General features: G+C 67.5%; 19 protein-coding genes. 7 read left to right on the forward strand and 12 right to left on the reverse strand.

Features of this window, described 5'->3' with window-relative positions; translation table 11 throughout:
- Positions 1 to 163: 163 nt before the first annotated feature.
- On the reverse strand, positions 164 to 934 hold the full coding sequence (gene ddaH / locus ACXR2T_RS12300) for a dimethylargininase (RefSeq protein ID WP_458839921.1): 771 nt from the start codon (positions 932 to 934) through the stop codon (positions 164 to 166).
- An 83-nt stretch (positions 935 to 1,017) separates the two neighbouring features.
- Between ddaH and ACXR2T_RS12305 the strand changes: the two genes are divergently transcribed.
- Complete coding sequence (locus ACXR2T_RS12305; protein WP_458839919.1) at positions 1,018 to 1,662, forward strand: TMEM175 family protein; 645 nt, start codon at positions 1,018 to 1,020, stop codon at positions 1,660 to 1,662.
- On the opposite strand, the gene ACXR2T_RS12310 is transcribed toward ACXR2T_RS12305, so the two are convergent.
- Together ACXR2T_RS12310 and ACXR2T_RS12315 are read right to left on the reverse strand one after the other, a co-directional pair.
- Entirely contained in the window at positions 1,637 to 3,103 is a 1,467-nt protein-coding gene (locus ACXR2T_RS12310) for an MFS transporter (protein ID WP_458839917.1), read from the reverse strand. The genes ACXR2T_RS12305 and ACXR2T_RS12310 overlap by 26 nt on opposite strands.
- Positions 3,100 to 4,563 (reverse strand): glycoside hydrolase family 1 protein, encoded by a 1,464-nt coding sequence (locus tag ACXR2T_RS12315; RefSeq protein ID WP_458839915.1) that lies wholly within the window; start codon positions 4,561 to 4,563, stop codon positions 3,100 to 3,102. Before ACXR2T_RS12315 ends, ACXR2T_RS12310 begins: the two co-directional genes overlap by 4 nt.
- 227 nt (positions 4,564 to 4,790) lie before the next feature.
- Here ACXR2T_RS12315 and ACXR2T_RS12320 point away from each other — a divergent pair, with 227 nt between their 5' ends.
- The gene (locus ACXR2T_RS12320; RefSeq protein ID WP_458839913.1) at positions 4,791 to 6,992 is read left to right on the forward strand and encodes an ATP-dependent Clp protease ATP-binding subunit; all 2,202 of its coding nucleotides are present in this window, start codon (positions 4,791 to 4,793) and stop codon (positions 6,990 to 6,992) included.
- Between the two features lie 740 nt (positions 6,993 to 7,732).
- Here ACXR2T_RS12320 and ACXR2T_RS12325 read toward each other — a convergent pair.
- A complete protein-coding gene (locus tag ACXR2T_RS12325; protein WP_458839911.1) occupies positions 7,733 to 8,758 on the reverse strand; it encodes a LacI family DNA-binding transcriptional regulator in 1,026 nt (341 codons plus the stop codon).
- 97 nt (positions 8,759 to 8,855) lie between these two features.
- Between ACXR2T_RS12325 and ACXR2T_RS12330 the strand changes: the two genes are divergently transcribed.
- Positions 8,856 to 10,754: a glycoside hydrolase family 35 protein gene (locus tag ACXR2T_RS12330; protein ID WP_458839909.1), complete on the forward strand. Its 1,899-nt coding sequence runs from the start codon at positions 8,856 to 8,858 to the stop codon at positions 10,752 to 10,754.
- Between the two features lie 500 nt (positions 10,755 to 11,254).
- Here ACXR2T_RS12330 and ACXR2T_RS12335 read toward each other — a convergent pair whose 3' ends face one another.
- From ACXR2T_RS12335 to ACXR2T_RS12360, 6 genes are all read right to left on the reverse strand, one after another.
- Positions 11,255 to 12,220, reverse strand: a complete 966-nt coding sequence (locus ACXR2T_RS12335; RefSeq protein ID WP_458839907.1) for a carbohydrate ABC transporter permease — start codon at positions 12,218 to 12,220, stop codon at positions 11,255 to 11,257.
- Positions 12,220 to 13,158 (reverse strand): carbohydrate ABC transporter permease, encoded by a 939-nt coding sequence (locus tag ACXR2T_RS12340; protein ID WP_458815991.1) that lies wholly within the window; start codon positions 13,156 to 13,158, stop codon positions 12,220 to 12,222. The genes ACXR2T_RS12335 and ACXR2T_RS12340 overlap by 1 nt, the downstream gene beginning before the upstream one ends.
- Positions 13,159 to 13,185: 27 nt before the next feature.
- Complete coding sequence (locus ACXR2T_RS12345; RefSeq protein WP_458839905.1) at positions 13,186 to 14,514, reverse strand: ABC transporter substrate-binding protein; 1,329 nt, start codon at positions 14,512 to 14,514, stop codon at positions 13,186 to 13,188.
- A gap of 216 nt (positions 14,515 to 14,730) precedes the next feature.
- Complete coding sequence (gene galK, locus ACXR2T_RS12350; RefSeq protein WP_458839903.1) at positions 14,731 to 16,050, reverse strand: galactokinase; 1,320 nt, start codon at positions 16,048 to 16,050, stop codon at positions 14,731 to 14,733.
- Positions 16,051 to 16,126: 76 nt separating this feature from the next.
- Positions 16,127 to 17,305 carry a galactose-1-phosphate uridylyltransferase gene (galT, locus tag ACXR2T_RS12355; protein ID WP_458839923.1) on the reverse strand — a complete coding sequence of 393 codons (1,179 nt, stop codon included), beginning with the start codon at positions 17,303 to 17,305 and terminating at the stop codon, positions 16,127 to 16,129.
- Between the two features lie 311 nt (positions 17,306 to 17,616).
- Positions 17,617 to 18,645 (reverse strand): aldose epimerase family protein, encoded by a 1,029-nt coding sequence (locus ACXR2T_RS12360; protein WP_458839901.1) that lies wholly within the window; start codon positions 18,643 to 18,645, stop codon positions 17,617 to 17,619.
- Between the two features lie 198 nt (positions 18,646 to 18,843).
- On the opposite strand from ACXR2T_RS12360, the gene ACXR2T_RS12365 reads away from it, so the two are divergent.
- The 4 genes from ACXR2T_RS12365 (at position 18,844) to ACXR2T_RS12380 (ending at position 21,985) form a co-directional block, all read left to right on the forward strand.
- A complete protein-coding gene (locus ACXR2T_RS12365; RefSeq protein WP_458839899.1) occupies positions 18,844 to 19,749 on the forward strand; it encodes a glycerophosphodiester phosphodiesterase in 906 nt (301 codons plus the stop codon).
- 10 nt (positions 19,750 to 19,759) lie between these two features.
- A complete protein-coding gene (locus ACXR2T_RS12370; protein ID WP_458839898.1) occupies positions 19,760 to 20,107 on the forward strand; it encodes a cupin domain-containing protein in 348 nt (115 codons plus the stop codon).
- Positions 20,108 to 20,168: 61 nt separating this feature from the next.
- Complete coding sequence (locus ACXR2T_RS12375) at positions 20,169 to 21,200, forward strand: class I mannose-6-phosphate isomerase (protein WP_458839897.1); 1,032 nt, start codon at positions 20,169 to 20,171, stop codon at positions 21,198 to 21,200.
- A gap of 56 nt (positions 21,201 to 21,256) precedes the next feature.
- Positions 21,257 to 21,985, forward strand: a complete 729-nt coding sequence (locus ACXR2T_RS12380; RefSeq protein WP_458839895.1) for a TrmH family RNA methyltransferase — start codon at positions 21,257 to 21,259, stop codon at positions 21,983 to 21,985.
- Between the two features lie 17 nt (positions 21,986 to 22,002).
- Here ACXR2T_RS12380 and ACXR2T_RS12385 read toward each other — a convergent pair whose 3' ends face one another.
- Complete coding sequence (locus ACXR2T_RS12385) at positions 22,003 to 22,878, reverse strand: ABC transporter permease (RefSeq protein WP_458839894.1); 876 nt, start codon at positions 22,876 to 22,878, stop codon at positions 22,003 to 22,005.
- Positions 22,875 to 23,915, reverse strand: coding sequence for an ATP-binding cassette domain-containing protein (locus tag ACXR2T_RS12390; protein ID WP_458839892.1), 1,041 nt, complete (start codon positions 23,913 to 23,915; stop codon positions 22,875 to 22,877). Before ACXR2T_RS12390 ends, ACXR2T_RS12385 begins: the two co-directional genes overlap by 4 nt.
- Between the last annotated feature and the right edge of the window lie 158 nt (positions 23,916 to 24,073).

The raw sequence follows: 24,073 nt of genomic DNA on the forward strand, positions 1-24,073 counted from the left end.
GATGAAACGCCGCTAGGCAGCCAGTCTGGCGGCGTTTTCCCCTGCCCACTTGACAAATCGATCTCCATATCAGGATGACGTAGTGGGTCGCGCAGGATGACGTGGTGGGTCGCGCGGGGCGCGGGGGCGCGGGGCAGCGTGGCCCGGGGCAGCGGGGCGCGGGCTACATCAGGTCGCGCACGCGCACCGACAGGCAGGTCGGGCAACCCTCGAGCTTCTCGTACTCGCCGATCTCGACGGTGGTGACCGTGTATCCGAGTTCGCGCAGCAGGTCGGCGGTCTTGGGGGCAGACGCTGAGATGATCAGCTCGTTGTCGCCCAGAATCACGACGGCGGTGCCGTGCGGCTCGGGCACCGGCAAGAACCGGTCGAAGACGGCGGGGTTGTCGACGAACTCGGGGTAACCGATGACGGTGCCGTCGGGCAGCGCGGTCACGGCGGTCTTCAGGTGCAGCACCTTCGTGACGGGCACGGCGACGACCTTCGCGCCGAGCGGAGTGAGGTGGCGGCGCAGCTGCGCGATACCCTCGCCGTTGGTGCGGCCACCGCGGCCGACGTAGACCGTGTCGCCGATCTTGAGCACGTCGCCACCGTCGAGCGTGCCAGGCTCGCGAATCTCTGCGATCGCGCAACCGAGCTCCTCGAGCGCCTTGCGGGTGCCGTCAGTTTCGGGCTTGCGGCTGTCGGCACCGGGGCGGCTAATCACGGCAACGTTCTTGTACATCACGACGGTGTCTTCAATGAACACCGAGTCAGGGCAGTCGTCTGCGGGCTCAACCTCGATGGTCTCCCAGCCGTGCGCCTGCAGCGTCGCGACGTAGCCGCGCCATTCTTCGCGGGCGCGGTCGATATCAACCGTCACCTTCTCGATGTTGTCGACGATTCCGTCGTCGAGCTTCGAGCTGGGCTGGCGTACGAGGGCGATCTTCGACATGACTTCTATGCTTTCGGTTCTGCGGCTGGCTAACGTAGTAAGCGTACCTGCTGGGACAGCACCCCAGTAGTGGGAGGGGCAACGTGGCAGCGCGCAGCATGTTTCAGCGAGACCGGTCTGAGTTTGACAGGGGGCTCGGTTTTTTCGACGCGATTTACGGGTTCGCCGTCACGCTACTCATCGCCAACGTCGACCTGCCGCCGGCAGAGTTTTGGGCGAATCCAGTGCATCTGCTTTCGAGTGGGCTGGGCACCCAGCTCACGGGCTTTGCCATAAGCTTCGTGGTGATCGCCGTGTTTTGGTACAGCAACACCGAGCTCTTGGGCAAATTTCGGGGCATCGACGGCCCGATCATCGCGGCGAACCTCGTGACAGCGTGTCTGATCGTGGTGTTGCCGTTTACGACCCAGGGCATCAGCGACCCGAGCACGGCAGAGTTGCCGCTCGCGACGGCGATCTACGCGGTAAACGTGGCGCTCGCAATGGTGTCGCAGTCGGTCATGTTTGAGCTGGGGCGTGCCCGAGGGCTCATCGGCGAGGACGTGCCGCGCGCCGCCTGGTGGGCGGGGCGGCTCGATCTGGCGGCCCGCGTCACAGTGTTCGCCGTGTCGATCCCGGTCGCCTACGCTGCCGGGCCGACCTGGGGTCAGTTAAGTTGGTTGCTGCTGGTGCCGGTCGGTGTGATGATGGGCGGTTGGAGCGCTAAGGTCGCAGCCCGCGCGGCGTAGCCGCTGATCCGGTGCTGCGTGGCTCTGCAGCGTGAGCAGAGTGAGCAGAGTCGGTCTCGCGGGCGAGTGCTGTGAGGCCAGCGCCCACCAGCGACAGCACCGTCGCCCCCAGAAACAGCAGCCAGAATGCGCCCGCGGCCGCCACGAGGCCCGCACCGATGACGGGCCCGAGCAGCTGTCCGAGCGAGGCCGTCACGCCGACGACGCCCAGGTCGCGTGCGTTATCGCGTGAGCTCGGCAGCAGATCGGTCGCGAACGCGAGGCCGACGGTCGAGAATCCGCCGTAGCCCACGCCCATGAGCGCCGCCGCGACCATCGTCGCCGCAAACGTGGGCGAGGCGAGAATCACGACGCCCGCGCTCGCCTGCACGACCGCGCACGCGATCGTGAGCAGTCGCCTGTGCCCTACGCGGTCTGAGAGGAGTCCCACCACGATCGACGCGAGCACCACAAACACGGTGTACACGACGATGAGCAGCAGCAGGTTCTCTTCGGCCGCAGCGTGCTGTTGCCCGAGCCCATAGAGCAAAAAGAACAGCAGCAGCGCGGTGCCGAGAGCATTGCCGACGTTGACGATCAGGCGGCCGACGAGCATCCACCGAAAATCGCGGTCGGCGAGCGACGCCCGCAGGCTGCGGGCCGCCCTCGCTGCGATCAGCTCCGGATCGGTGGGCCCGGGCGCTGTAGGCTCGGCCGAGAACTGGGGCGAGAGCTCAGGCGAGAGCTGCGGCGAGAAACCCACGTTGCGCTCGGCAACGGGCGCCGGGACGGTGTGCCCGGAATCTGCGCGCAGTGGCGCGGGCGGATCGGGCAAGAGCAGCGCGGTTGCGGTGCCCACGACTGCGATCATGGCGGCGAGCAAGAGGTAGCCCGCGAGCACGCCGAGGCCGAGCAGCACGACAGCGCCGACGCCCAGCACGATGCCGAGCGCCTGAGATGAGCCGACGGCAGACGACGCGGCGCCGCGCTGCGCGACGGGCAGCTGGTCGGCGATCATCGAGGTGAACGCGGCAGAGGCCGTCGCGATGCCCACAGACACCCCCACCCACGAAGCGCCCACGAGCCAGGGGCCCGAGCTGAACCCGGTGAGCACCAAGCAGCCGGCCGCGAGCCACGCACCGCCGAGCGCCCACGGGCGGCGGCGATGCCCACTACCGCGGTCAGAAAGGGACCCGGCGACGGGGCCCGCGATCACGCCGGCGAGCCCGCCCACCCCCAGTACGATGCCCGATGACACGACCCCAGACACCCAGCCAGAGGCGCTGTCTGGGGTGTCGAGCTGCAGCGGTAACAAGAGCTGCAGCGGGGTGAGCTGCGCCGTCCAGATCACGAGCCACGCGAGCGTAAACAGGGTCAGCCACCACCCGCCCACCCGGCCTGACTTGTTCGAGCCCGTAAGCGATATTGCGGCCCGGGGCGTGCCGGGCACCTGCGCGGTCATGGCAGTAACCGCGAGACGTCGATACGCGAGTGCGCAATGACCCCGCGCAGCCAGTCATACGACGCCTTGGGGGTGCGCTCACCGGTCTCAAAGTCGACGTGCACGAGCCCAAAGCGCTGCGTATACCCCGCCGCCCACTCGAAGTTGTCGATGAGTGACCACACGGTGTACTCCTCGACGTCAACGCCCGCCGCGATCGCGTCTGCCACCGCCTGAATATGCCCCGCCAGGTACGCGATGCGGCGCTCGTCGGTAATGCGCTCGTCGGCCGTGGGGTCGTCGGTGTTGCGCTCGGCGGGGGCGGGCCCGGCTTGATCCGGAGCAGCGGCCTGGCGCGTGAGGTGATCGGGCTCGGGGAACGAGGCGCCATTCTCGCCGATGATGATGGGCGGCAGCGCCGCGCCGTAGGTATCGCGCATGCCGGTGAGCAGTTCGGTGAGCGCCGCGGGCACGATCGGCCACATTTCGCCGAAGCCCGTCGTCTGCGCGCCCGGAGTGGGCACGAGATCGAACGGCAGCGGGCTGCCCTCGGGGGCCGCGGCCACGGTCGTCGGGTTATAGAAGTTCACGCCGTAAAAATCGGGGCGCGCGCTGATCAGCTCCATGTCGCCCGGCTGGGCGGGCATCTCGGGCAGCCCCAGCGCAGCGAGATCTGGGTACTGGCCAGTTAGCACCGGATCAGCAAATACCCGGTTATGGATCACGTCGTAGGCACCCGCCGCGATCAGGTCGTCGACGGAATCTGTGAGCGGGCGCACGAGCGTGTGATTGTTGGTGAGGCCAACCTGCTGCGCGCCCGCCTCGCGCAGCACCCGCATGGCGAGCCCGTGGGCGAGCAGCTGGTGGTGCGCGGCGGGGAGTGCGCCAAAGAGCTCCTGCCTGGCGGGGGCGAGAGTACCGATCGCGTACCCCTCGAGCGCGGTCATGGCGGGCTCGTTGATCGTGTACCAGTGCTTCACGCGGTCGCCGAGGTGCGCGGCCACGACCGCCGCATACTCTTCGAACCTGTACGCGGTGTCGCGGTTCAACCAGCCGCCTGCTGCTTCGAGTGGGCTCGGCAGATCCCAGTGGTACAGGGTGGCAAAGGGGGTCACGCCCGCCTCGAGTAGTGCGTCGACGAGCCTGTCGTAGTAGTCGAGGCCCGCGCTGTTCACGGCCCCAGACCCCTCGGGCACCACCCGTGCCCACGAGATGCCGAAGCGGTAGCGGTCGAGGCCGAGCCCCTGAGCGAGGGCGACGTCTTCTAAGTAGCGGTGGTAGCTGTCGGGGCCGGGGTCTGCGGTCGATGCGTCTAACACCGCTCCAGGGGCGTCGACGAAGTCGTCCCAGATGGTGCGGCCGCGGCCGCCTAACGTGCGGGCACCCTCAACCTGAAACGCCGCGGTGGCCGCTGACCAGCGAATGCGGGGCGGGGCGCCGTCTTGAAGGTCTGGTTCAGCGGGGGTCGAGTGTGCGGTCACGGGCGTCCCTTCGATATACGACGCCCACAGCTCTCGTCGAACGAAGGCGTGACCGCGCACCGTTGCGCGGCGTGAAATTTACTGTATCCGCAGTGGTGCGAATAGGTAAGAGGCGATAAACTTGAGTCATCAACACTCAAGTTTGTTGGAGGGTGTTGCGCGGCACGGCTTGCGGGCGGTGACGCGCAGCGCTGATCCGGCGCTTGCACACAGAGAAAGGACCCCACATGCAGGCAAATTGGCAGCCCGCCCAGGGCGAGGGCGGCGACAGCGCGCTCGAGCAGTTCGGCGTCAACCTCACCGAGGTGGCCCGCTCGGGCAAGCTCGACCCGGTGATCGGTCGTGACGCAGAGATTCGGCGTGTCAGCCAGGTGCTCACGCGCCGCACCAAGAACAACCCGGTGCTTATTGGCGAACCAGGCGTTGGTAAAACGGCCGTCGTCGAGGGGCTCGCCCAGCGCATCGTCGCGGGCGACGTTGCAGAGTCGCTCAAGGACAAAGAGCTGATTTCGCTCGATATTTCAGCGCTCATCGCGGGGGCCAAATACCGCGGCGAATTCGAGGAGCGCATGAAGGCGGTGCTCGCCGAGATCAAGGAATCAGACGGCAAATACATCACCTTCATCGACGAGCTGCACACCCTCATGGGGGCAGGCGGGGGCGAGAGTTCGGTCGCCGCATCGCAGATGCTCAAGCCCATGCTCGCGCGCGGTGAGCTGCGGCTCATTGGCGCGACCACCCTCGACGAGTACCGCGAGTACATCGAGAAAGACGCTGCACTCGAGCGGCGCTTTCAGCAGGTGTACGTCGGTGAACCGACCGTCGAAGACACGATCGCGATCTTGCGCGGGCTGAAGGAGCGCTACGAAGCGCACCACAAAGTGACGATCGCCGACTCGGCGCTCGTGGCCGCCGCGGCGCTGTCGAACCGCTACATTCAGGCGCGCCAGCTGCCCGACAAAGCGATCGACCTGATCGACGAGGCAGCGAGCCGGCTGCGCATGGAGATCGACTCGGCCCCGGTCGAGATCGACGAGCTGCGCCGCGCCGTCGATCGGTTGAAGCTCGAAGATCTCGCGCTCAAGCGTGAGAAAGACGCGGCCTCGAAAGAGCGGCTCGCGAAGTTGCGCGAAGACCTCGCCGCGAAGCAGGCCGAACTGGACGTGCTCGAGGCGCGCTGGGAGCGCGAGCGGGCCTCGCTCAACCGCGTCGGCGAGCTGCGCGAAAAGCTCGACCAACTGCGCATGGAGGCAGAACTGGCGCAGCGCGAAGGCAAGCTCGAGAAGGCCTCGAAGCTGCTCTACGGCGAGATCCCGGTCATTCAGAAAGAGCTCGCCGAGGCTGAGCGCGCAGAGGAAGCGGGATCCGGCGCTGACGGCACCGGCGGCACCGGTGGTTCCGATGGCGATGGCGGCGAGCCCGCCGAGCCGCGCATGGTCAGTGACCAGGTGACCGACGAAGAGATCGCGGGTGTCGTGGCGGCCTGGACGGGCATTCCCGTGGGGCGCCTGATGCAGGGCGAGACCGAGAAACTGCTGTCGCTCGAGCGTGAGCTCGGCAGGCGGCTCATCGGCCAGGCCGACGCGGTTTCGGCGGTCGCCGACGCGGTGCGCCGCACGCGCGCCGGGATTGCCGACCCTAACAGGCCCACCGGATCGTTCCTGTTTCTCGGGCCCACGGGCGTCGGCAAGACCGAGCTCGCGAAGGCGCTCGCCGAGTTTCTCTTCGACGACGAGCACGCCATGGTGCGCATTGACATGTCGGAGTACGGCGAAAAGCACTCGGTGTCGCGGCTCGTCGGCGCCCCTCCGGGGTACGTCGGCTACGAGCAGGGCGGCCAGCTCACCGAGGCCGTGCGGCGTAGGCCGTACTCGGTCGTGTTGCTCGACGAGGTTGAGAAGGCGCACCCCGAGGTGTTTGATGTGCTGCTGCAGGTGCTCGACGATGGCCGGCTCACCGACGGGCAGGGCCGCACGGTCGACTTCAGAAACGTGATTCTGATTCTCACGTCGAACCTGGGCTCGCAGTACCTCATCGACGCCGACCTCACCTGGGACGAAAAGGAGGGCGCGGTGCGCGAGACGGTGCGCCGCGTGTTCAAGCCCGAGTTCATCAACAGGCTCGACGAGATGGTGATCTTTCACCCGCTGTCGGTCGAGGACCTCGCGCAGATCGTCGAGCTATCGATCGACCGCATGCAGGCGCGGCTCGCTGAGCGACGCCTCACGATTGGGGTCACCCCCGCCGCGCGGGCCTGGCTCGCGCAGGCCGGCTACGACCCCGTCTACGGTGCGCGCCCGCTGCGCCGGCTGATGCAGAAGCAGATCGACGACAAGCTCGCGCGCGCGATCCTCGCGGGCGACGTGCGCGACGGCGACACCGTGCGGGTCGACGTGGCGGCCGACGGCGAAGGCCTCGTCATCGCTTAGCGCCCTGTGATCCGGATCGGTGGGCCCGTGGGCTTCGATGTCCCGGGCCCACCGTTCCGGCCCCGCCGTTCTGGGCCTCGTTCTGGGCCTCGTTCCGGGCCCCGTTCCGGGCCCCGCCGATCCGGGCCCCGCCGTTCCGGGCCCCGCCGTTCCGGGCCCCGCCGTTCCGGGCCCCGCCGTTCCGGGCCCCGCCGTTCCGGGCCCCGCCGCACAGATGCCCCAGAAAGTTTGATACTGGGGCCCCTAAACCGAACTAACTGGGGCATTCGTGAGCCCGCGTGTTTGTCAGCCCGGGCCGTATCGCCAACACGAGTATCCTTAAAGCGTGAGTGGCGGGCTTGGACCGACCACGTACACATTCGGAAGCCCCCAATGCTACGGCAGCGGGGGTTTCTTGTTGGCGTCTGTTCCGAGCGACTCTTGTGCCGCCAAACTGGTTGTCGCGGTGCGGCAAAAGCTTCGGTACGAATATTGTGGTGTTTTGGCCTGTTCCGTTCGATATTTGTACCGAAATGCGACCACTCGCGGGGCGTACGCGTGCACACGCAAAACTGCCCATGATCGGCGGCCCTCCGTTCCGGGCCCGCCGTTCCGGGCCCGCCGTTCCGGGCCCCGCCGCACAGATGCCCCAGAAAGTTCGATGCGGGAGCCCCTAAACCAAACAAACTGGGGCATTTGTGGCGAAGTCGACCGTGTGGGAGTCCCGGGCCCACCGATCCGGCGTGAGGACCGCCACTGCGCTAAGCGCGCGGGGCCGCGGTCGAGCTGCGCACGATGAGCTCGGGCGCGATTGTGGGCAGCTCGCCCGCGGGAGCGCCCTCGAGCATCGCGATGAGTCGCAGCGCGGCGGCGCGGCCGAGATCTTCGAACGGCTGCCGCACCGTCGTGAGGGCGGGGGAGGCGTAGGCCGAAAGTGGAATACCGTCGACGCTCACCACCGAGACGTCTTCGGGCACCCGTTTGCCAGCCTCGTGCAGCGCACGCAACACCCCAAACGCCATTTCGTCGCTCGACACAAACACCGCGGTCGCGTCAGGAATAGCGGCGATCGTGCGGCCGGCCCGGTACCCAGACTCGGGGGTCCAGTCGCCCGGAATCACGGGCGGGGGCGTAATGCCGTGCGCTTCGAGCGTGCGCTGCCAAGAGGCGCGGCGCTCGTCGGTCTCAACCCAGTATTCGTCGCCTGACACGTGCCACACGGTCTCGTGCCCGAGGGCGAGCAGGTGTTCGACTGCGAGCTGCGCGATGCGCGACTGGTCAACAGCGAAGGGGGACTGCGGGTCGAGTTCGCTGCGCTCACTACGCACGGTGGGGGTGCGGTCGGTGCGGGTGCGCATCGCCGGGGTGTCGAGATCGATGGGCACTCCGAGAATGACGCCCTCGGCGCCCTGCCGTTCGAGCCGATCGAACGCCTCAAGAAACGCGTCGGTAGAGGCGTGCTCGGCGACCGCGGCGGTGGTCACGGTGTAGCCGTGTGCGGCGGCGGCCTGCTCAATGCCGACGCCGAGAGCGCCGAGCGAATAGCGGTCGTTCGAAACGATGATCACGCCGAGCAGGCGGGTGCGGCCCGAAGCGAGTGACGCGGCGGCGGCGTGAATGCGATAGCCGAGCTCGTCGACCGCCGCGAGCACCTTGCGGGCCGTGTCAGGGCGCACGCTGCCCTGGCCCGACATGACGCGCGAAACGGTTTGGGTGGAGACACCCGCGAGCTTGGCGACGTCGACCTGGCTGGGGGCTTTGTCGTGAGATGGGCGGCGGGGTGGCATGTGATTAATGGTAGCGATCAATCGCCCTCGCTGCCTAGCAAATTGTGTGCATCATTGCGATAATGTGAACGCAAACATTTTTCGAGGAGCCACCCACATGACTTCAACGCACAGCGTCAGTGTTGACGCGAACGTAGCGCCGCTGCTCACTTGGCGCGACGGCCAGCTGTACAGGGGCGACAAGCCGCACCGCATCCTCTCGGGGTCGATGCAGTACTTCAGGGTGCACCCCGATCAGTGGGAAGACCGGCTCATGCGTCTCAAAGCGCTCGGCCTCAACACGGTCGACACCTATGTGGCGTGGAACTTTCACGAGCGCCGCGAGGGCGAGATGGTGTTCGACGGCTGGCGTGACGTCGAACGCTACATCACGCTTGCGGGCGAGGCAGGGCTCGACGTGTTTCTGCGGCCGAGCCCGTACATCTGCGCCGAGTGGTCGAACGGCGGCCTGCCGCATTGGCTCACCGCCCGCACGGCAAACCTGCGCACGAGCGACCCCGTGTACCTGCAGGCCGTCGATGCCTGGATGGACGAGTTGATCGCACGCGTCGCCCCACTGCAGGCTGCCAACGGCGGCCCGATCGTCGCGCTGCAGGTCGAGAACGAGTACGGTTCGTTTGGCAGCGACCGCGCCTACCTCGAGCACCTGCGCGACGGGCTGCGCGCCCGCGGCATCACCGAACTACTCACGACCGCCGACGGCACGACGCGCGACATGCAGCTGCACGGCCAGGTCGCGGGCGCAATGCCCACGTTCACGTTCGGCTCAGGGGTCGACCGCGCCCGCGCGCTCCAGGACCCCGGCGTACCGTTTATGTGCAGCGAAATGTGGGGCGGATGGTTCGACCACTGGGGCGAAAACCACCACGTGCGCAGCGCCGCCAGCATGATGGGCACGATCGACGAGATCCTTAAGATCGGCGGTTCGTTCAGCCTGTACATGGCCCACGGCGGCACCAACTTTGGCTACTGGAACGGCGCCAACTACGACGAAATGCTGCAGCCCACCGTCACCAGCTACGACTACCACGCCCCCATCGGCGAAGACGGCACGCTCAACGACCGCTTCGACGCACTGCGCGCGGCGCTCGCCCCGCTCCACGACGCCCCGCTGCCAGCGCCCCCGGCAAACCCGCGGCTGCAGCCCGCAGCGAAGGCCCGGCTCGCGCACACCGCCTCGCTCACACGGGTGATCGAGGGCGCCCAGCCCGCGGGCGACCCAAGCGCGGCATCGCCTCGCCCGCTCACGTACGAGCAGCTCGGGGCCGAGGACGGCTACGTCGCTTACGAGGCAAACGTGTCATTCGAGGCCGGATCGCGCCTCGCCATCGACGGACTGCACGACCGCGCGGTCGTGCTCCTGAATGGTGCACACGTTGGGGTGCTCGCCCGCGACGGTGCGACCGAGCTCGCGCTCCCGGGGTCAGCCCGCGAGGCGCGTCTCACCCTGCTGGTCGAGAGTCTCGGTCGCATCAACTACGGTTCGCTCACCGGCGAGGGCAAGGGCATCATGCAGGCGGTGCGCATCGGCCGCCGCATCGTGCACGGCTGGACCCACCGCGTGCTCGGCGACGAGGTGCCGCGCGCCCACGCCGCTGCAGAGCTTGTGGGCTCTGCTGAGACCGTGGGCTCTGCTGTCTCAAGCTCCGGATCGACGGCCGACGCTGCCCTCTTCACGGCTGGGCCCGCCGACCCCTCGGGCGACGTCGCAGCAGCACGGCCTACTGGTTCAGCGGCCGCCACCCTCAGCGTGACCGAGCCGCTCGATGCGTGGCTCGCCTTCCCCGGCGGGGTGAAGGGGTCGGTGTGGCTGAACGGATTCTTGCTCGGCCGCTACTGGGAGGTCGGCCCGACCCACACGCTCTACGCCCCCGCGCCGCTGTGGCGTGCTGGCACAAACGAGATCGTCGTGTTTGACGCTGAGCGTCTGCCGTCGGCAGTCGAGGTGCGCGAAGGCCCCGAGTTCGGCCCCGAAGAGGAGTTCATCGGGGTGTGACCCGACCCGTGAGAGTTGGATCCTGCGATCGACTTCGTCGCCGCAGGATGACGTGGCGGTGTGGGGTGTAGCACGGTGCAGAGTCCTGCGGCCCCTCCCGTCATTCTGCGGGCGCCCTCTTTTGGTCATTCTGCGGGCGCCCTCTTTTGGTCATTCTGCGGGCACGGAGTGCATCGCAGAATCCAGCCCTGTCGATGAAGTTTGTGTGGGGTGTGGATCCTGCGATCGACTTCGTCGCCGCAGGATGACGTGGTGTGGTCGCCAGCCGCAGGATGACGTGGTGAGGTCGCCGGCCGCAGGATGACGTGGTGAGGTCGCTGGCAGCAGGATGACGTGGTGGTGTGTGGCGTACGATGGTCGCACCACCGACGTGAACGGGCGAAGGCCCGGTCTCACCGCTTGGTTGGGTCTGGCAGGAGCGGCGGCGAAGCCTGCGCGACCGGAGAGCGGTGAGACCGGGCCTTCGCCCGTTCACGTGACTACTTCAATTCCCCGCGCAGCTATCCCTTGACGGCGCCCGCGGCGAGGCCCGAGCGCCAGTAACGCTGCAGCGTGAAGAACAACGCGATCAGGGGCAGCACGCCCAGCAGCGCACCCAGCATCACCGCACCCTTGTCTGGGGAGAAGTAGTTCATCATGCCGTATAGGCCGAGCGTGACAGGCTTCAGCTCGGGGCTCGACACCATCATGAGCGGCAGCAAGAAGTTGTTCCACGTCGCCACAAAGATGAACAAGAAGATCGTCACCATCGCGGGGGCGAGTAGCCGCAGCACGATCGTAAAGAAGATGCGCGCCTCGCTCGCACCGTCAATGCGTGCCGCCTCGATCAGCTCGTCGGGCACCGACGACTGTGCGTAGACCATGCCCAGAAACACGCCAAAGGGTGAGGCCGCCGACGGCACAATGATCGCCCAGATCGAGTCGGTCAGCCCGAGCGCGTGAAACTCGATGTACAGCGGCACCGTGAGCAGGGCTACGGGCAAGAGCAGCCCACCCATGATCAACCCGACCATCAGTTTCTTGCCGGGGAAGGCGAACTTTGCCACCGCGTATCCCGCCATCACCGCGAGCAGCGTGCCGATCGCACCGGCCGCCGTCGAGTACAGCACCGAGTTGCCCACCCAGCGCCAGAACAGGCCCTGGGTCCAGCTCATCAGGCTGTCGTAGTTCGTGTCGAGGTTCCAGTTCGCAAACCAGAACCCAAACGACCCCGTGAGATCGGCGTTGTTCTTCGTCGACGCGACGATCAACCAGAACACGGGCACCAAGAAATAGAGCGTCGCAATCGAGAGCGCGACGATGCCGGCAACGCGCACCGCGGTCGACGGCGCCAGCGACCGCGGCGGCACGTCGGCCTCTGCCGCACGACGCCTGGCGCGGGCCGCGGCCACGGCGCGGCGATCTGCGGCAAGGGCCGGATCCGGATCGCTGGGCACGGTCGCGATGATCTTCGTCGTGTTGCTCATCAGTTTCCCTTACCGCGCTGCAGCAGCGCGTAGACGATAGCGAGCAGGCCCGCGATGAGAGCCATGAGCAGCGAGAGCGCCGAGGCGGGGCCCGCGCCCGAGGGGGAGACCTCGCCCATCATGGTGTTGTAGGTGAGCATCATGGGGGTGAAGTCCTTGCCCATCCACGAGTTCGCGCTCGCCATGATGACGGGCTCGTTGAACAACTGGATCGTGCCGATGATCGACAGCAGTACCGCGAGCAGAGCTGCGCCGCGCACCAGCGGCACCTTGATCTTGAGCGCGACCTGCATGCCCGAGGCGCCGTCGATGCGGGCGGCCTCGTAGAGTTCGCGGGGAATCGCCTGCAGCGCCGCGAGGAAGATGAGCATGTTGTAGCCGGTGTAGGTCCAGGTGGTCATGTTGGCCATCGACGCGAGCACCGTGCCGGGGCCCATGAAGTTGGTGCCCTCGGGGAGGAACGGCAGGATCGGTGAGACCTCTGGCGTGTAGAAGTAGAGCCACATCATGGCCGCGATGATGCCGGGAATCGCATAGGGCAGAAAGAACGACAGTCTGAAGAGGCCGGGGCGGCGCAGAATGAAGGAGTCGAGCAGCAGCGCGAGGCCGAGCGCGACGACGATCATGACCGGAATCTGGAACGCGGCGTAGAGCACGACGCGGCCCATGCCCGCCCAGAACGAGACGTTTTGGGCGGCGACCACGAAGTTGTCGAGGCCCACGAACGTGTCGACGAGCTCACCGCCGCCGTACAGCCCGCCGCCCGCCGACACCTGGGCGAAGAACGCCTCGCGCACCGACACAATAATCGGTACGAGAAACACGAGCAAGAACAGCAGCGCGAACGGCGCCATGAATGACCAGCCCGTGAACGCCTCACGGCGACGCTTGGTGGGGCGTCGCCGTGAGGGGGCACTGGCAGTGGCAGTGCGAGACATCAATACCTACTCTGACTGATTCTTAATTTACTCGGCGACGGGGAGGCCGAGGTCCTTGAGCGCTGCCACCATCGTGGTGTCTGCGGTGGTGAAGATGTCTGCCACCTTCGCCGAGCCGCTCGCGGCTGCGGCCGCCGTCTCATTCATCTTTGCGAGGGTGGCGAAGCCCGGGGCGTAGACGAAGTCGGGGTTGAGGTTCTCGGTGGCGGTGCCGAGCTCGGCGAGCACGTCTTGGCCACCGAACTGCTTCAGCATCTTCTCGCTCGTCTTCGGGGTGCCGGTCGTGGCGGCGACCACGAGGCCCTGCGAGCCGAGGTCATCGACCTGCGTGTTGAACCAGTCGTTGAACTGCATCGCCTGCTCGACGTATTCGCAGCCCTTCAACACTGCGACGCCCGAGCCGCCGTCGGGGCCGGTGAGCTGACCCGCGCCAAAGTCGGGCAGCTGCGCCACGCGCCACTGTCCCTCGGCATCGGTGCCGTCGAGCGAGTCGAGCATGAAGCCCGCCTCCCAGGCCGCACCAATGTGGCCGATTAGGCTGCCGTCGTCAATGGCCTTGGTGAAGCCCTCGCCCCAGCGCTCGGTGGTGAGGGTCTGCTTGTTGTCGATGAGCCCCTGCCAGAACGAGGCGACGCGCTCGGTGCCCGCGCCGGTCGTGTCGACCTGCCACTCGTCGCCGGCCGTCTTGAACCACGCGTCGCCCGCAGACGCCGCCTGCGCGGTGAGCCAGTTCTGCGCCTCGTCGGGGGTGAACGCGGTGACAAACTTGTTCGCATCGGCGGCGGTTGCAGACGCTGCGGTCAGATCGTCGAGCGTCTTGGGGGCTTCGATGCCCAGCTTCTCGAACTCGGCTTCGTTGTAGAAGTAGACGAGCGGGCCCGTGTCTTGCGGCAGACCGACAACGGCGTCGCCCACCTGCATGCCGGCGTAGGCGCCGCTCGAGAAGTTGCCCTTGTACTTCTCGGCCTCTGCGGCGACGTCTTCGAGCATGCCCTTCACGTACAGCTGCGGCACCTCGCCGTAGCCGACCTGTGCGAGGCAGGGCGCGTTGCCCGCCTTCTGGTCAGTCTCAAGCTTGAGCACCATGTCTTGTGGCTTGCCATCGAACTTGGTGGCCTTGACCTGAATCTCGGGGTGCTCGGCGTTCCAGCGGTCGACGATGTCGCCTACCGGGGTCATGCCCTCGCCATCGGGAAGTCGGTGCATGTACTCGATCGTGACGGGATTGTCGGCCGAGGCCGCTGCGTCGCCGGCCTTGCCGCTGTCGCCGCTGCTGCAGGCCGCGAGGCCAAACGCCGACATTGCGCCGACCGCCACGATGGCGGCCGTGCGAGTGAGTCGTTTGTGAGGTGCCATCTTGCTCTCTCTTCGTTGAGGGTGAGTGTCTCGTTGGGGTGCTTCGGTAACGGAGCTGATGCGGTGCCGTGAAAATCTGCCGCGTGAGTGGCGTGAATCCTAGGGGCCGTACACAACATTAAAGCGATAAATGTTTGCGTTCACAAGTCTAATTTTTGAGAATGTCAAAATGCCCCAACGCCAATGGCGCCGGGGCATACGTGAGAATTGCGCGGGCTACTGCTCGCGCGCGGCCCCTGCGCCCGGGATGACCGCAAACACGTGAGGAGTCGTGAGCCCTTCGCGCGCGAATGCCGCCAGCACCGCCGCGGTCACCTGTTCGGCGAGGGAGACGTCAATGAGTGCGATGGCCGCGCCGCCAAAGCCGCCGCCGGTCATGCGTGCCCCGAGCGCCCCCGCCGCGATTGCCGCCTCGACGGCGAGATCGAGCTCGGGCACCGACACCTCGAAGTCGTCACGCAGCGACACGTGGGACGCGGTGAGCAGTGGGCCGATACTGCGCGGGCCAGTCGCCGCGAGCTGCGCGACGGTCTCTTGCACGCGCGAGTTCTCGGTGACGATGTGCCGTACACGCCTAAACGTCACATCGTCGAGCGTGTGCTCGGCGCCGGGCAGGTCTGCAATCGTGACCGTGCGCAGGCTAGGGTGGCCGAGCGTCGCGGCCCCCTTCTCGCACGAGGCACGACGCTCGCCGTATCCGCCCGTCGCGTGAGCGTGGCGCACACGGGTGTCGATGACGAGCAGCTCGAGGTGTTCGTCACCAAAATGCAGTGGCACGAGATCAGTGGTGAGGTCGCGGCAGTCGATGAGCACGCCGTGGTCGACTTCGCCAAGCAGCGTGGCCGTTTGGTCCATGATGCCGGTGGGGGCACCCACGGCTTCGTTTTCGGCGCGCTGCCCCGCGCGGGCCAGCGTGCGACGGTCAAAACCGAGCCCCCACAGCTCGTTGAATGCGACGGCGGTGGCGCTTTCGAGCGCCGCCGACGACGAGAGGCCGGCGCCCAGCGGCACGTCAGAGGTGAAGAGCAGGTCGTAGCCGGTGAGCGGGCCGGTGTCTGTGGCGGTCTCGGTGTTTCTGCCCGTGTCGGGATGTGAGCCGGTGTCAGTGGTGTTGCTAGCGCCGCCGTTGCTGCCGCCGTTATTGCCGCCGGCCTGCTCGAGCAGCGCCCACGCGACGCCGAGTGGATACGCCGCCCACTCGGGCACCGGGGGCAGATCTGCCGCCCCTGCATCTTCACGCCGCGGAAACAGCCTCGTGAGATCAGCGATGCCTACCTCGACGGCGTCTGCGAACGCGTCGGTCGCGACGCGCAAGCGTGCGTCTGCGCGCGGCGCGGCCGCGACAAAGGTGCGCTGACCGATCGCAAACGGCAGGGCAAAACCCTCGTTGTAATCGGTGTGCTCACCGATCAGATTAACGCGGCCGGGCGCAGACCACACGCCTGCGGGCTCCCGGCCAAACCGTGCGAGAAACTCGGCCGCAGCACGAGGGCCCGCGGGCTCTAGGGGGGATGAAATGGCGTGTGCGTCGCTCATCGGGCGGAGTCCTCTGATTTGGGTGTTGGAAAATCTGGGTACTGAGAAGCTGTGGGTGTTTGGGAGGCGCGGGCGCCTAGTGAGCGGCGTGCGTAGCGGCTGGCGCGACGTCGACCGGCCACGGGGTGCGCTCAAGCGCGGCGCGCAGCGCGGCGGCGGCGGCTTCGGGCGCGACGTCACCGATCCAGGCCCCCATTGCGGCCTCTGATCCGGCGAGAAATTTCAGTTTGTCGGCCGAGCGGCGGGGAGATGTGAGCTCGAGCCGCAGCCGCACTGCATCGCGGCCCACGGCGACGGGCGCCTGGTGCCAGGCGGCGATGTAGGGCGTGGGGGTGTCGTACACGCCGTCGACGGCGCGCAGCAGCCGCAGGTAGAGCGGGGCGAGCTCGTCGCGCTCGGAGGCGGTGGTCTCGGCGAGGTCAGCGATGTGGCGGTGCGGCATGAGATGCACTTCGAGCGGCCAGCGCGCGGCAAACGGCACGAATGCGCTCCAGTGCTCTCCCTCGAAGATGAGGCGCTCGGAGGCGCGCTCGGCGTCGAGCACGCGCGCGAACAGGTCGCGGCCGTGGGTCTCGATGCTGCGCAGGAGCCCGCGGGTGCGCGGCGTGATGACGGGGTAGCCGTAGATCTGACCGTGCGGGTGCGGCAGCGTCACACCGATCTCGCGGCCGCGGTTCTCAAACGGAAACACCTGCGCAATGCCGGGCAGCGCCGAGAGCGAGGCCACGCGATCTGCGAGCGCCTCGATGACGGTGCGGGCGCGCGTCGGCGTGAGGGAAGCAAACGACCCCTCGTGCTCGGGTGAGAAGCAAATCACCTCGCATCGACCGTGTGAGGGCTGCGCAATGCCGGTCGCTGGGTCGGCTGCCTCGAGCGGCACGCCGGTCTCGGTGCGTAGCGCCGGATCAAATTCCCCGGGCAGCGTCGGGCCGAACGACGGTGAGCGGTTCTCAAAGACCGCGACGTCGTACATCGACGGTACCTCTGACGGGTTTGACGGGGTCTGCGGGGCGAGCGGGTCGAGCTCAGCTGGTGGCAAGAAGGCGCGGTTCTGGCGGTTGGTGGCCACCGAAACCCAGTCTCCCGTGAGCACGTCGTAGCGCATGTGCGCGGTCTCGGGGCGCGGGTCGAGCGGGCGGGGGTCGACGTGCCGTTCGGCTGCGAGCCGCGTGTTGGGGTCGTCGAAGTAGATGAGCTCGCGGCCGTCGGCGAGCTGTGTGGAACGCTTGGTGACGCCCGCGCCAAGCTCTGTCACTCGCGCCGCTGCAAGAGTAGTGCTCGGCTCGCTGGCGGGGGTGCTGGCGGGGGTGCTGGCAGAGGTGCTGGTAGCGGTGCTGGCAGCGTCGGCAGCGTCGGCGGCATCAAAAATGTTCACGCAAACATCGTACGGTTTGGCGGGGTGCGCGGTCAATGCGTGGGGTCATTGTGCGCGGCAGGCAGGCGGTGTCTGGTCTCGTGCGCCAGGTTGTGGGCTGAAGGCCCGGCATCGAAATAATGAGACGGCACGTTAAATACGAAATTACCGTGGTGTCTCGATATCTACGTGCCGGGTCGTTCGACCGAGTGCTAAAGTGCCGCGATGCGCCACGTCACCTCGTGCGATGCACCCGGTGCGAGGGTCACGAGCCCCGTGTCGAACGGGTAGGCGCCCGCGTTGAATGCGTCGGGCGCGCAGGTTTGCGGCTCAACCGCGAGTGCGGCACGGTTGCCCTGTACCTCGTCGCCCAGATCGCAGGTGAACACCTGCACCCACGGGCAGGTGGAGTCCCAAGTGAGTTCGACGCCGGTAAAGCCGTTGCCGTTCTCGTTGTCGTTGCTGTTGCCGGGGGCCGGGGCGGTCACGCGGGCGCGGGCTGTGCGGCGGACCGCGCTGCTCTCGCCCGCGCTGCCTGCGCTGCCCGCGCTGCTCTCGCCCGCGCTGTCCGCGTCGTCCCCCCAAGCGATGCCGGTGAACGCGTGATCGATGCGTGAAGTGCCCAGGGGGGCCGCGAACCCGGCCCACGGGGCGAGCCGTTGCGGGATCAGGCGATCCGGCGCGACCTCGAGACGCGAAGCGACCTCGAGCTCGAGGGTCCAGGAGTCGACGGGCCCCTCGCCCGCGATGAGATAGGGGTGCGTGGCGGCGCCGTAGGGCGCGGGCTCGCGCGAGAGGTTCTCGGCGGTGAGGCCGTAGCGCAGGCCGTCGTCGCCGAGCGTGAAGTGTGCGGTGAGGCGCAGTTGCCAGGGGTATCCGGGGGTGGGTTCGAGCGTTGCCGTGAGCTCGAGCGTGTTGGCCGTGTGCGGCCTCGCGGGCGCGAACGTGAGCGCGTGCGCGAGACCGTGTATGGCGTGGTGTCGGCCCTGCTCGTTGATGGGTAGCTCGCGCACCTCGCCCGCGAACAGGTAGCGGCCGTCGACCACGCGGTTGGGCCAGGGCGCAAGCAGAGCGCCCGCGAAACCGGGGGCGTGGGGCGCGTCGGCGGGGGCGATAAGGTCGCGGCCGGCGTGGGTGAGCCTCGAGAGGGTGGCGCCCGTGGCGAGCACTTCGGTCGCGTAGTCGCCGTGGGTGAGGCGGTAGCTGTGCTGAGCGTTAGGTGCATGCTGGTTGTGAGTCACCGGGTCTCCTCGTGGTCGGAGCTTGTGTGGTCTAGGGCTGGCGGGGCGAACCCCTGCCCCGACTCTACGGCCGGGCGGTCAGCGGCGTCTATGGCCGTGAGCGCGCAGCAGACGAATCAAAAACCAATGTCACAAAACGATAACGAATTGGGTTAGGCTGTCTGAAATTGCGCAACGAAGCGCAAGAGAGAGGCGCACATGCAGACGAGTTCTTGGCAGCGGTTACCACCGCGCACAGGGCTGATTGCGTGGTTGCTCGTCACCGCGCTTTTGGTGTTGTTTGGCGCCGCTCCGCAGGCTTCAGCCTCGAGCATTATGCAGCTGCACGGTGCGCTGCACCGCGATGGCAGCGTCAGTATCGTCTCGCACAGGGGCGCGGCCGCGCTCGCCCCCGAGAACACGCTCGCTGCCATGCGCGTCGCCATCGATCAGGGCGTCGACTTCGTTGAAACCGATGTGCAACTCACGAGCGATGGAGTGCCGGTGCTGCTGCACGACCTTACTCTTGATCGCACCACCAATGGCAACGGGCCCGTCGCGATGCGTGACTTCGCTTACGTGCGCTCCCTCGACGCGGGGTCTTGGTTCGATGCCGCCCACGCGGGTGAACAGGTACCCACGCTCGAAGAGTTTCTTGACGTACTTGAGACCGCCAACGTGCGTGCGCTCGTCGAACTCAAGGGGGAGTGGACGAGCGAACAGCTCGCCGCTGTGGGTGACCTGTTGCAATCGCGCTACATGGTGAACCGGGTAGCACTGCAATCGTTCGACGAAGCGACGCTGCGCGGGCTACAAGAAATCGCGCCGCAGTTTGCGCGCGTGATGCTCACGCGGGAATGGGACGAGGCGATGGTGCAGCTCGCGCGCGAGCTCGAAGTCTCGGCGGTGGGCGGGCGGCCGAAGCTCATTGACCGCGACCGTAGCCTGCTGGGTGACCTGCGCAGCGCTGGCATTGGTTCGCTCGCCTACACGCTCAACAAGCCCGGCCGGTGGGACCGCGCGATCGAGCGGGGTATCGATCTGATCGTCACCGATGACCCCGTGCATCTGGGGTCGTGGCGCAGCGACTTAGAGGCGGCCGCAATCGAGGGGGCAGAGGTGTAGCGTGGAACACATGGAGACTATTTCGCTGTCGAATCTAGCAACAGAGCTGTTGGTACTCGCGCGCGCGGCTTCAAATAAGCGCTTCGCCCGCACCCTCTACGGCGGGCGCGGGCGGGCACTGCGGCAAACGGTCATCGCCATGCGTGGCGGCGAACGCATGGCCGAGCACAAGAGCCCCGGCGAAGCGACGCTGCAGCTCATCACGGGCCGGATCGAGCTGCGCGGTCTCACCGAGTCGTGGCTGCTTACGCCTGGCGACATCGTCGAGATTCCCGACGAGGTGCACTCGGTCGAGGTGCCCGAGGATTCAGTGTTCTTGCTCACCGTTGTCAAGGTCGAAGCCGCGCAGGCGGCTTAAGCGCCCCGCCGCTAAATAGTCGCCCCCGTCGACACCTCACCCACTCACCCAAGGAGCACCAGTGCAGCCTCTCCTCTTGCCGCCCAACCCGATTCAGCATTTCTACCGGGGCGGCGACCGCATCGCGGCGCTGCGCGGCATCGAACAGGCCACCGAGTTTCAGCCCGAGGAGTGGATCGGATCGACGGTGTCGCGCTTCGGTGAACCCGGGGTGGGGCCTGCGATCACGGCCGAGGGCCCGCTCGCAGACCTCGTCGCTGCGAACCCCACTGCCTGGGTGGGCCCCACGGCGAGCAGCGCAACCAGCACGGCAAACCCAGCAGACGTCGGCGTACTCGTGAAACTCCTCGATGCGCGCCAGCGGCTGCCGGTGCACGTGCACCCCGACCGCGCGTTCGCGGCCGCCCACCTCGACTGCCCGTACGGCAAGACCGAGGCGTGGTTTGTGCTCGACGCCGAGCCCGGCAGCGCGCTCTACCTGGGGTGGAAGGACGACGTTGACCCCGCCGAGCTCGCCCGCCGCCGTGACGCTCAAGACAGCGAGTGGATGCTCGCGCACATGAACGAGATTGAAGCCCGCGCGGGCATGGGCGTGCTCGTGCCCGCCGGCACCGCGCACGCGATTGGCACGGGCGTCTTCGTCGCCGAGCTGCAAGAGCCCACCGATTTTTCGATCTTGCTCGAGTGGTCGGTCACCACCTCGACTCGTGACGAGTCGCACCTCGATCTCGGCTTCGATACCGCGATGGGAGCTGTCTCACACGCCCGCCTCGCGGCCACCGATCTCGCCGCCCTCATCGTCGAGACCGACGCCCCGCAGCCCGGGCCCGTGCCCCTGCTGCCCGCCGCGGGCGACCCGTTCTTTCGGCTCCTGCGCGGCACGGGCGGCAGCGGCGAGCTGCCAGCTTCGTACGCGGTCGTGATCGTGACATCCGGATCCGGATCCCTGCGCTCTGCCGCGGGCGAGACCGCGGTCGCGAGCGGTGAAGCCTACGCGGTACCGCACGCATTTGGCCCGTGGCGGGTGACGGGCGACGCGGTCGTGCTGGCGTGCCTGCCGGGCGCGGGCTGGCCGGGCACGCTCTCTGCGTAGCGCCGCGGGCTCTTGCCCGCACACTACCAGGGCGCAGCACCTGGGAGAATAGGCGGGTGACTCACGCCGAAGATCCCACCAACCAGCAGTCCGCCGCCGCCCAGCAGCTCGACCCCGCCGCCGGCGTAACCGGTGCGGCAAGCGCAGCTGGCGCGCACCCCGAGCGCAGCACCTGGGGCGTCGGCCCGTGGCCCGGCGGCGAAACCGAGTGGCCCACCGAGGAGTTTTACGACCGCGAGTTGCTCGCGCACGGCGACTCGCGCAACGTCATCGACCGCTACCGCTACTGGACGATGGACGCGATCATCGCCGACCTCGACGAGCAGCGTCACAGTTTTCACGTGGCGATCGAGAACTGGCAGCACGACATGAACATCGGCTCGATCGTGCGCAGCGCCAACGCGTTCGCCGCCGACACCGTGCACATCGTCGGCCGCCGACGCTGGAACAAACGCGGCGCCATGGTCACCGACCGATACCAGCACGTCGAGCACCACACAGACGTCGAGGCGCTCACCGCCTGGGCGCGCGCGGAGGGTATGCCGATCATCGCGATCGACAACGTGCCCGGCTGCGTGCCGATGGAGACCTTCGACTGGCCCGAGCGCTGCGTCATGCTGTTTGGGCAGGAGGGGCCCGGGCTCTCTGACGAAGCGATCGCGGCGGCCGAGGCGGTCGTCGAGATTACACAGTATGGTTCGACCCGTTCGATTAACGCTTCGGCCGCCGCCGCGGTCACGATGTATAGCTGGGTGCAGCAGCACTCGGCACTGCGGCCGCGGTAACGACCAACTCCAGGCGCCTACTCGACGTCGCCGCGCCACCGCAGTGCCCAGCCCGCGGCGACTGCCACGGCGGCGAGCCCGGCCAGCACCGCGAACCCGGCCCAAATGCCGAGCGCGGCTGAATGCTCACCCGCGGCTGAGGGATCGAGGGCGGCCATGTTGTTCATGACGCTGGCGCCCACGAACGCATCGGTGGCGGCGCCGGGCAGAAACTTGGCGACCTGCGCGCTCCACTCCCAAAACTGGGCGCCCATGCGAGCGACGGGCTCGATGAACTGCGTGAACACGAGCGCGAGCACGATGGCGAAGGCTTGGTTCTTGACGAGCACGCCGACGCCAAACCCAAACACGGCCCACACACCGATCGCGAGCACCACGCGAGTAAGCAGCGCCCAGGTCTCGCCGGTGCCCAGCATCGGGTCGGTGCCCGTCGCGCTAAACACGGGGAGTGCGGCGGCGAGGGCACCCGCGACGCCTGCGACACCGAGTCCGAGGCCGACAGCGAACACGGTGACGGCCTTGCTGGCGAGCACGAATCCGCGGCGCGGCTCGAACAAGAACGCGAGCCCGAGGGTGCGGTGACGTAGCTCTCCCGTCACCGCGAGCGCACCAAACAAGAGCGGTACGACGTAGCCGAACGTCGACACCGACGAGTAGACGAGATTAGCCAGTGTCTGCGGGGGGAGCGCGGCGCCCGGGGCCGCTGCGGCTCCTGCGGCAGCGGCTTCAGCGGCTCCAGCGGCAGCCGCTTCGGGCATCGCGTTAAACATAAACACGAAGACGGCAGCCATCATGGCCGAGTACGCGGCAATGACGAGCGCGAGGATCCACCACAGTTTCGTGGCGCGCACCTTGCGCAGTTCGGCCGACAGGCTGCGAGCGAAGCGGGTCATGATGCGGCTCCTTCGGTGAGCTCAAGGAAACTCTGTTCAAGCCCCGACTCGGGGGCGCTCAAATGCGCGAGCGGCACCCCCGCCGCGAACGCGATCTCGCCGACCTGCTGCGGTGCGAGGCCTGCCACGCTGAGCGGCTCGCGCTGCGCTGACAGTGCCGACAGCGCTGACGGTGCCGACTGCGGTGCCTCTGCTGGCGGCGATGACCGCGGTGCGTGCGCGCCCGGCAGGAGCTGCTCGGGGGCGGGCGATGATCCGGAGCCTTGCGCGTGTGCGCCGTGACCCGCGGTGTCGGTGACGGTCGCGCCCGCTTCGGCGAGGGCCGCAGCGAGCCTCGCGCGGCCCTCGCGCGTGGCCGCGTCGACGAGCACGGTGCGCGTGCCCCGCTGCAGATCGGCGAGCGGGCCCGCGAAGGCGAGCTGGCCGCTCCGGATCACGACGACGTCGTCGACCGTGTGCTGTGCCTCGCTCAGCAGGTGCGACGACAGGAGTACGGTCTTGCCCTGGCTGGCGAGGTGGCGCAGAAAGAGTCTGATCCAGCGGATGCCCTCGGGGTCGAGGCCGTTGACGGGCTCGTCGAGCACGAGTACGTCGGGGTCGCCGAGCAGCGCCGTGCCGAGGGCGAGGCGCTGGCGCATGCCGAGGGAATAGCCGCCGGTCTTACGCTCGGCCGCGTGGCTGAGGCCGACCAGGTCGAGCACCTCGTCGACGCGGGCTTGTTTCGCCCCGATGGCGCGGCGTGCAATGTCGAGGTGGGCGCGGCCGGTATGAGCGGGGTGAAAGTTAGCCTCGAGCGAGGCACCGACGGTGAGGGCCGGGCGTTCGAGCTCGGCGTAGCGCTTGCCGCCGATGGTAGCGGTGCCCGAGTCGGGGCGGGCGAGCCCGAGCAGCATGCTGAGGGTCGTGGTCTTGCCTGAACCGTTGGGCCCGAGAAACCCGGTGACGCGGCCAGCGTGCGCGGTGAAGCTCAGGTTTTGCACGGCGTGAACCGTGCCGAACGATTTGGTGAGGCCTGAGACCTCGATGGTGTGGGGCATGACGCCTCTCCTGGTTTTATAGTTGTATTAGAACTATAACAAACAGGTATTGGCTGGCGTCAAGTGGCTGGCATGGAAAATATGCGCGAGAAGTTCCGCTTATGAGTGGAGCTAAAGCGGAAGTTCTCGCGCATATTTTTGTGCACGGGGCCTGGCCG

The organism is Leucobacter faecis (assembly GCF_054456635.2).

What these genes read in the sequence shown, in the direction of transcription:
- galK (WP_458839903.1), bottom strand. Translation starts at nt 16,050, where the DNA reads ATGAGCGACGCACACGCCATTTCATCCCCCCTAGAGCCCGCGGGCCCT.
- ACXR2T_RS12390 (WP_458839892.1), bottom strand. Translation starts at nt 23,915, where the DNA reads ATGCCCCACACCATCGAGGTCTCAGGCCTCACCAAATCGTTCGGCACG.
- ACXR2T_RS12340 (WP_458815991.1), bottom strand. Translation starts at nt 13,158, where the DNA reads ATGTCTCGCACTGCCACTGCCAGTGCCCCCTCACGGCGACGCCCCACC.
- ACXR2T_RS12385 (WP_458839894.1), bottom strand. Translation starts at nt 22,878, where the DNA reads ATGACCCGCTTCGCTCGCAGCCTGTCGGCCGAACTGCGCAAGGTGCGC.
- ACXR2T_RS12325 (WP_458839911.1), bottom strand. Translation starts at nt 8,758, where the DNA reads ATGCCACCCCGCCGCCCATCTCACGACAAAGCCCCCAGCCAGGTCGAC.
- ACXR2T_RS12330 (WP_458839909.1), top strand. Translation starts at nt 8,856, where the DNA reads ATGACTTCAACGCACAGCGTCAGTGTTGACGCGAACGTAGCGCCGCTG.
- ACXR2T_RS12310 (WP_458839917.1), bottom strand. Translation starts at nt 3,103, where the DNA reads ATGACCGCGCAGGTGCCCGGCACGCCCCGGGCCGCAATATCGCTTACG.
- ACXR2T_RS12345 (WP_458839905.1), bottom strand. Translation starts at nt 14,514, where the DNA reads ATGGCACCTCACAAACGACTCACTCGCACGGCCGCCATCGTGGCGGTC.
- ddaH (WP_458839921.1), bottom strand. Translation starts at nt 934, where the DNA reads ATGTCGAAGATCGCCCTCGTACGCCAGCCCAGCTCGAAGCTCGACGAC.
- ACXR2T_RS12320 (WP_458839913.1), top strand. Translation starts at nt 4,791, where the DNA reads ATGCAGGCAAATTGGCAGCCCGCCCAGGGCGAGGGCGGCGACAGCGCG.
- ACXR2T_RS12335 (WP_458839907.1), bottom strand. Translation starts at nt 12,220, where the DNA reads ATGAGCAACACGACGAAGATCATCGCGACCGTGCCCAGCGATCCGGAT.
- ACXR2T_RS12370 (WP_458839898.1), top strand. Translation starts at nt 19,760, where the DNA reads ATGGAGACTATTTCGCTGTCGAATCTAGCAACAGAGCTGTTGGTACTC.
- ACXR2T_RS12365 (WP_458839899.1), top strand. Translation starts at nt 18,844, where the DNA reads ATGCAGACGAGTTCTTGGCAGCGGTTACCACCGCGCACAGGGCTGATT.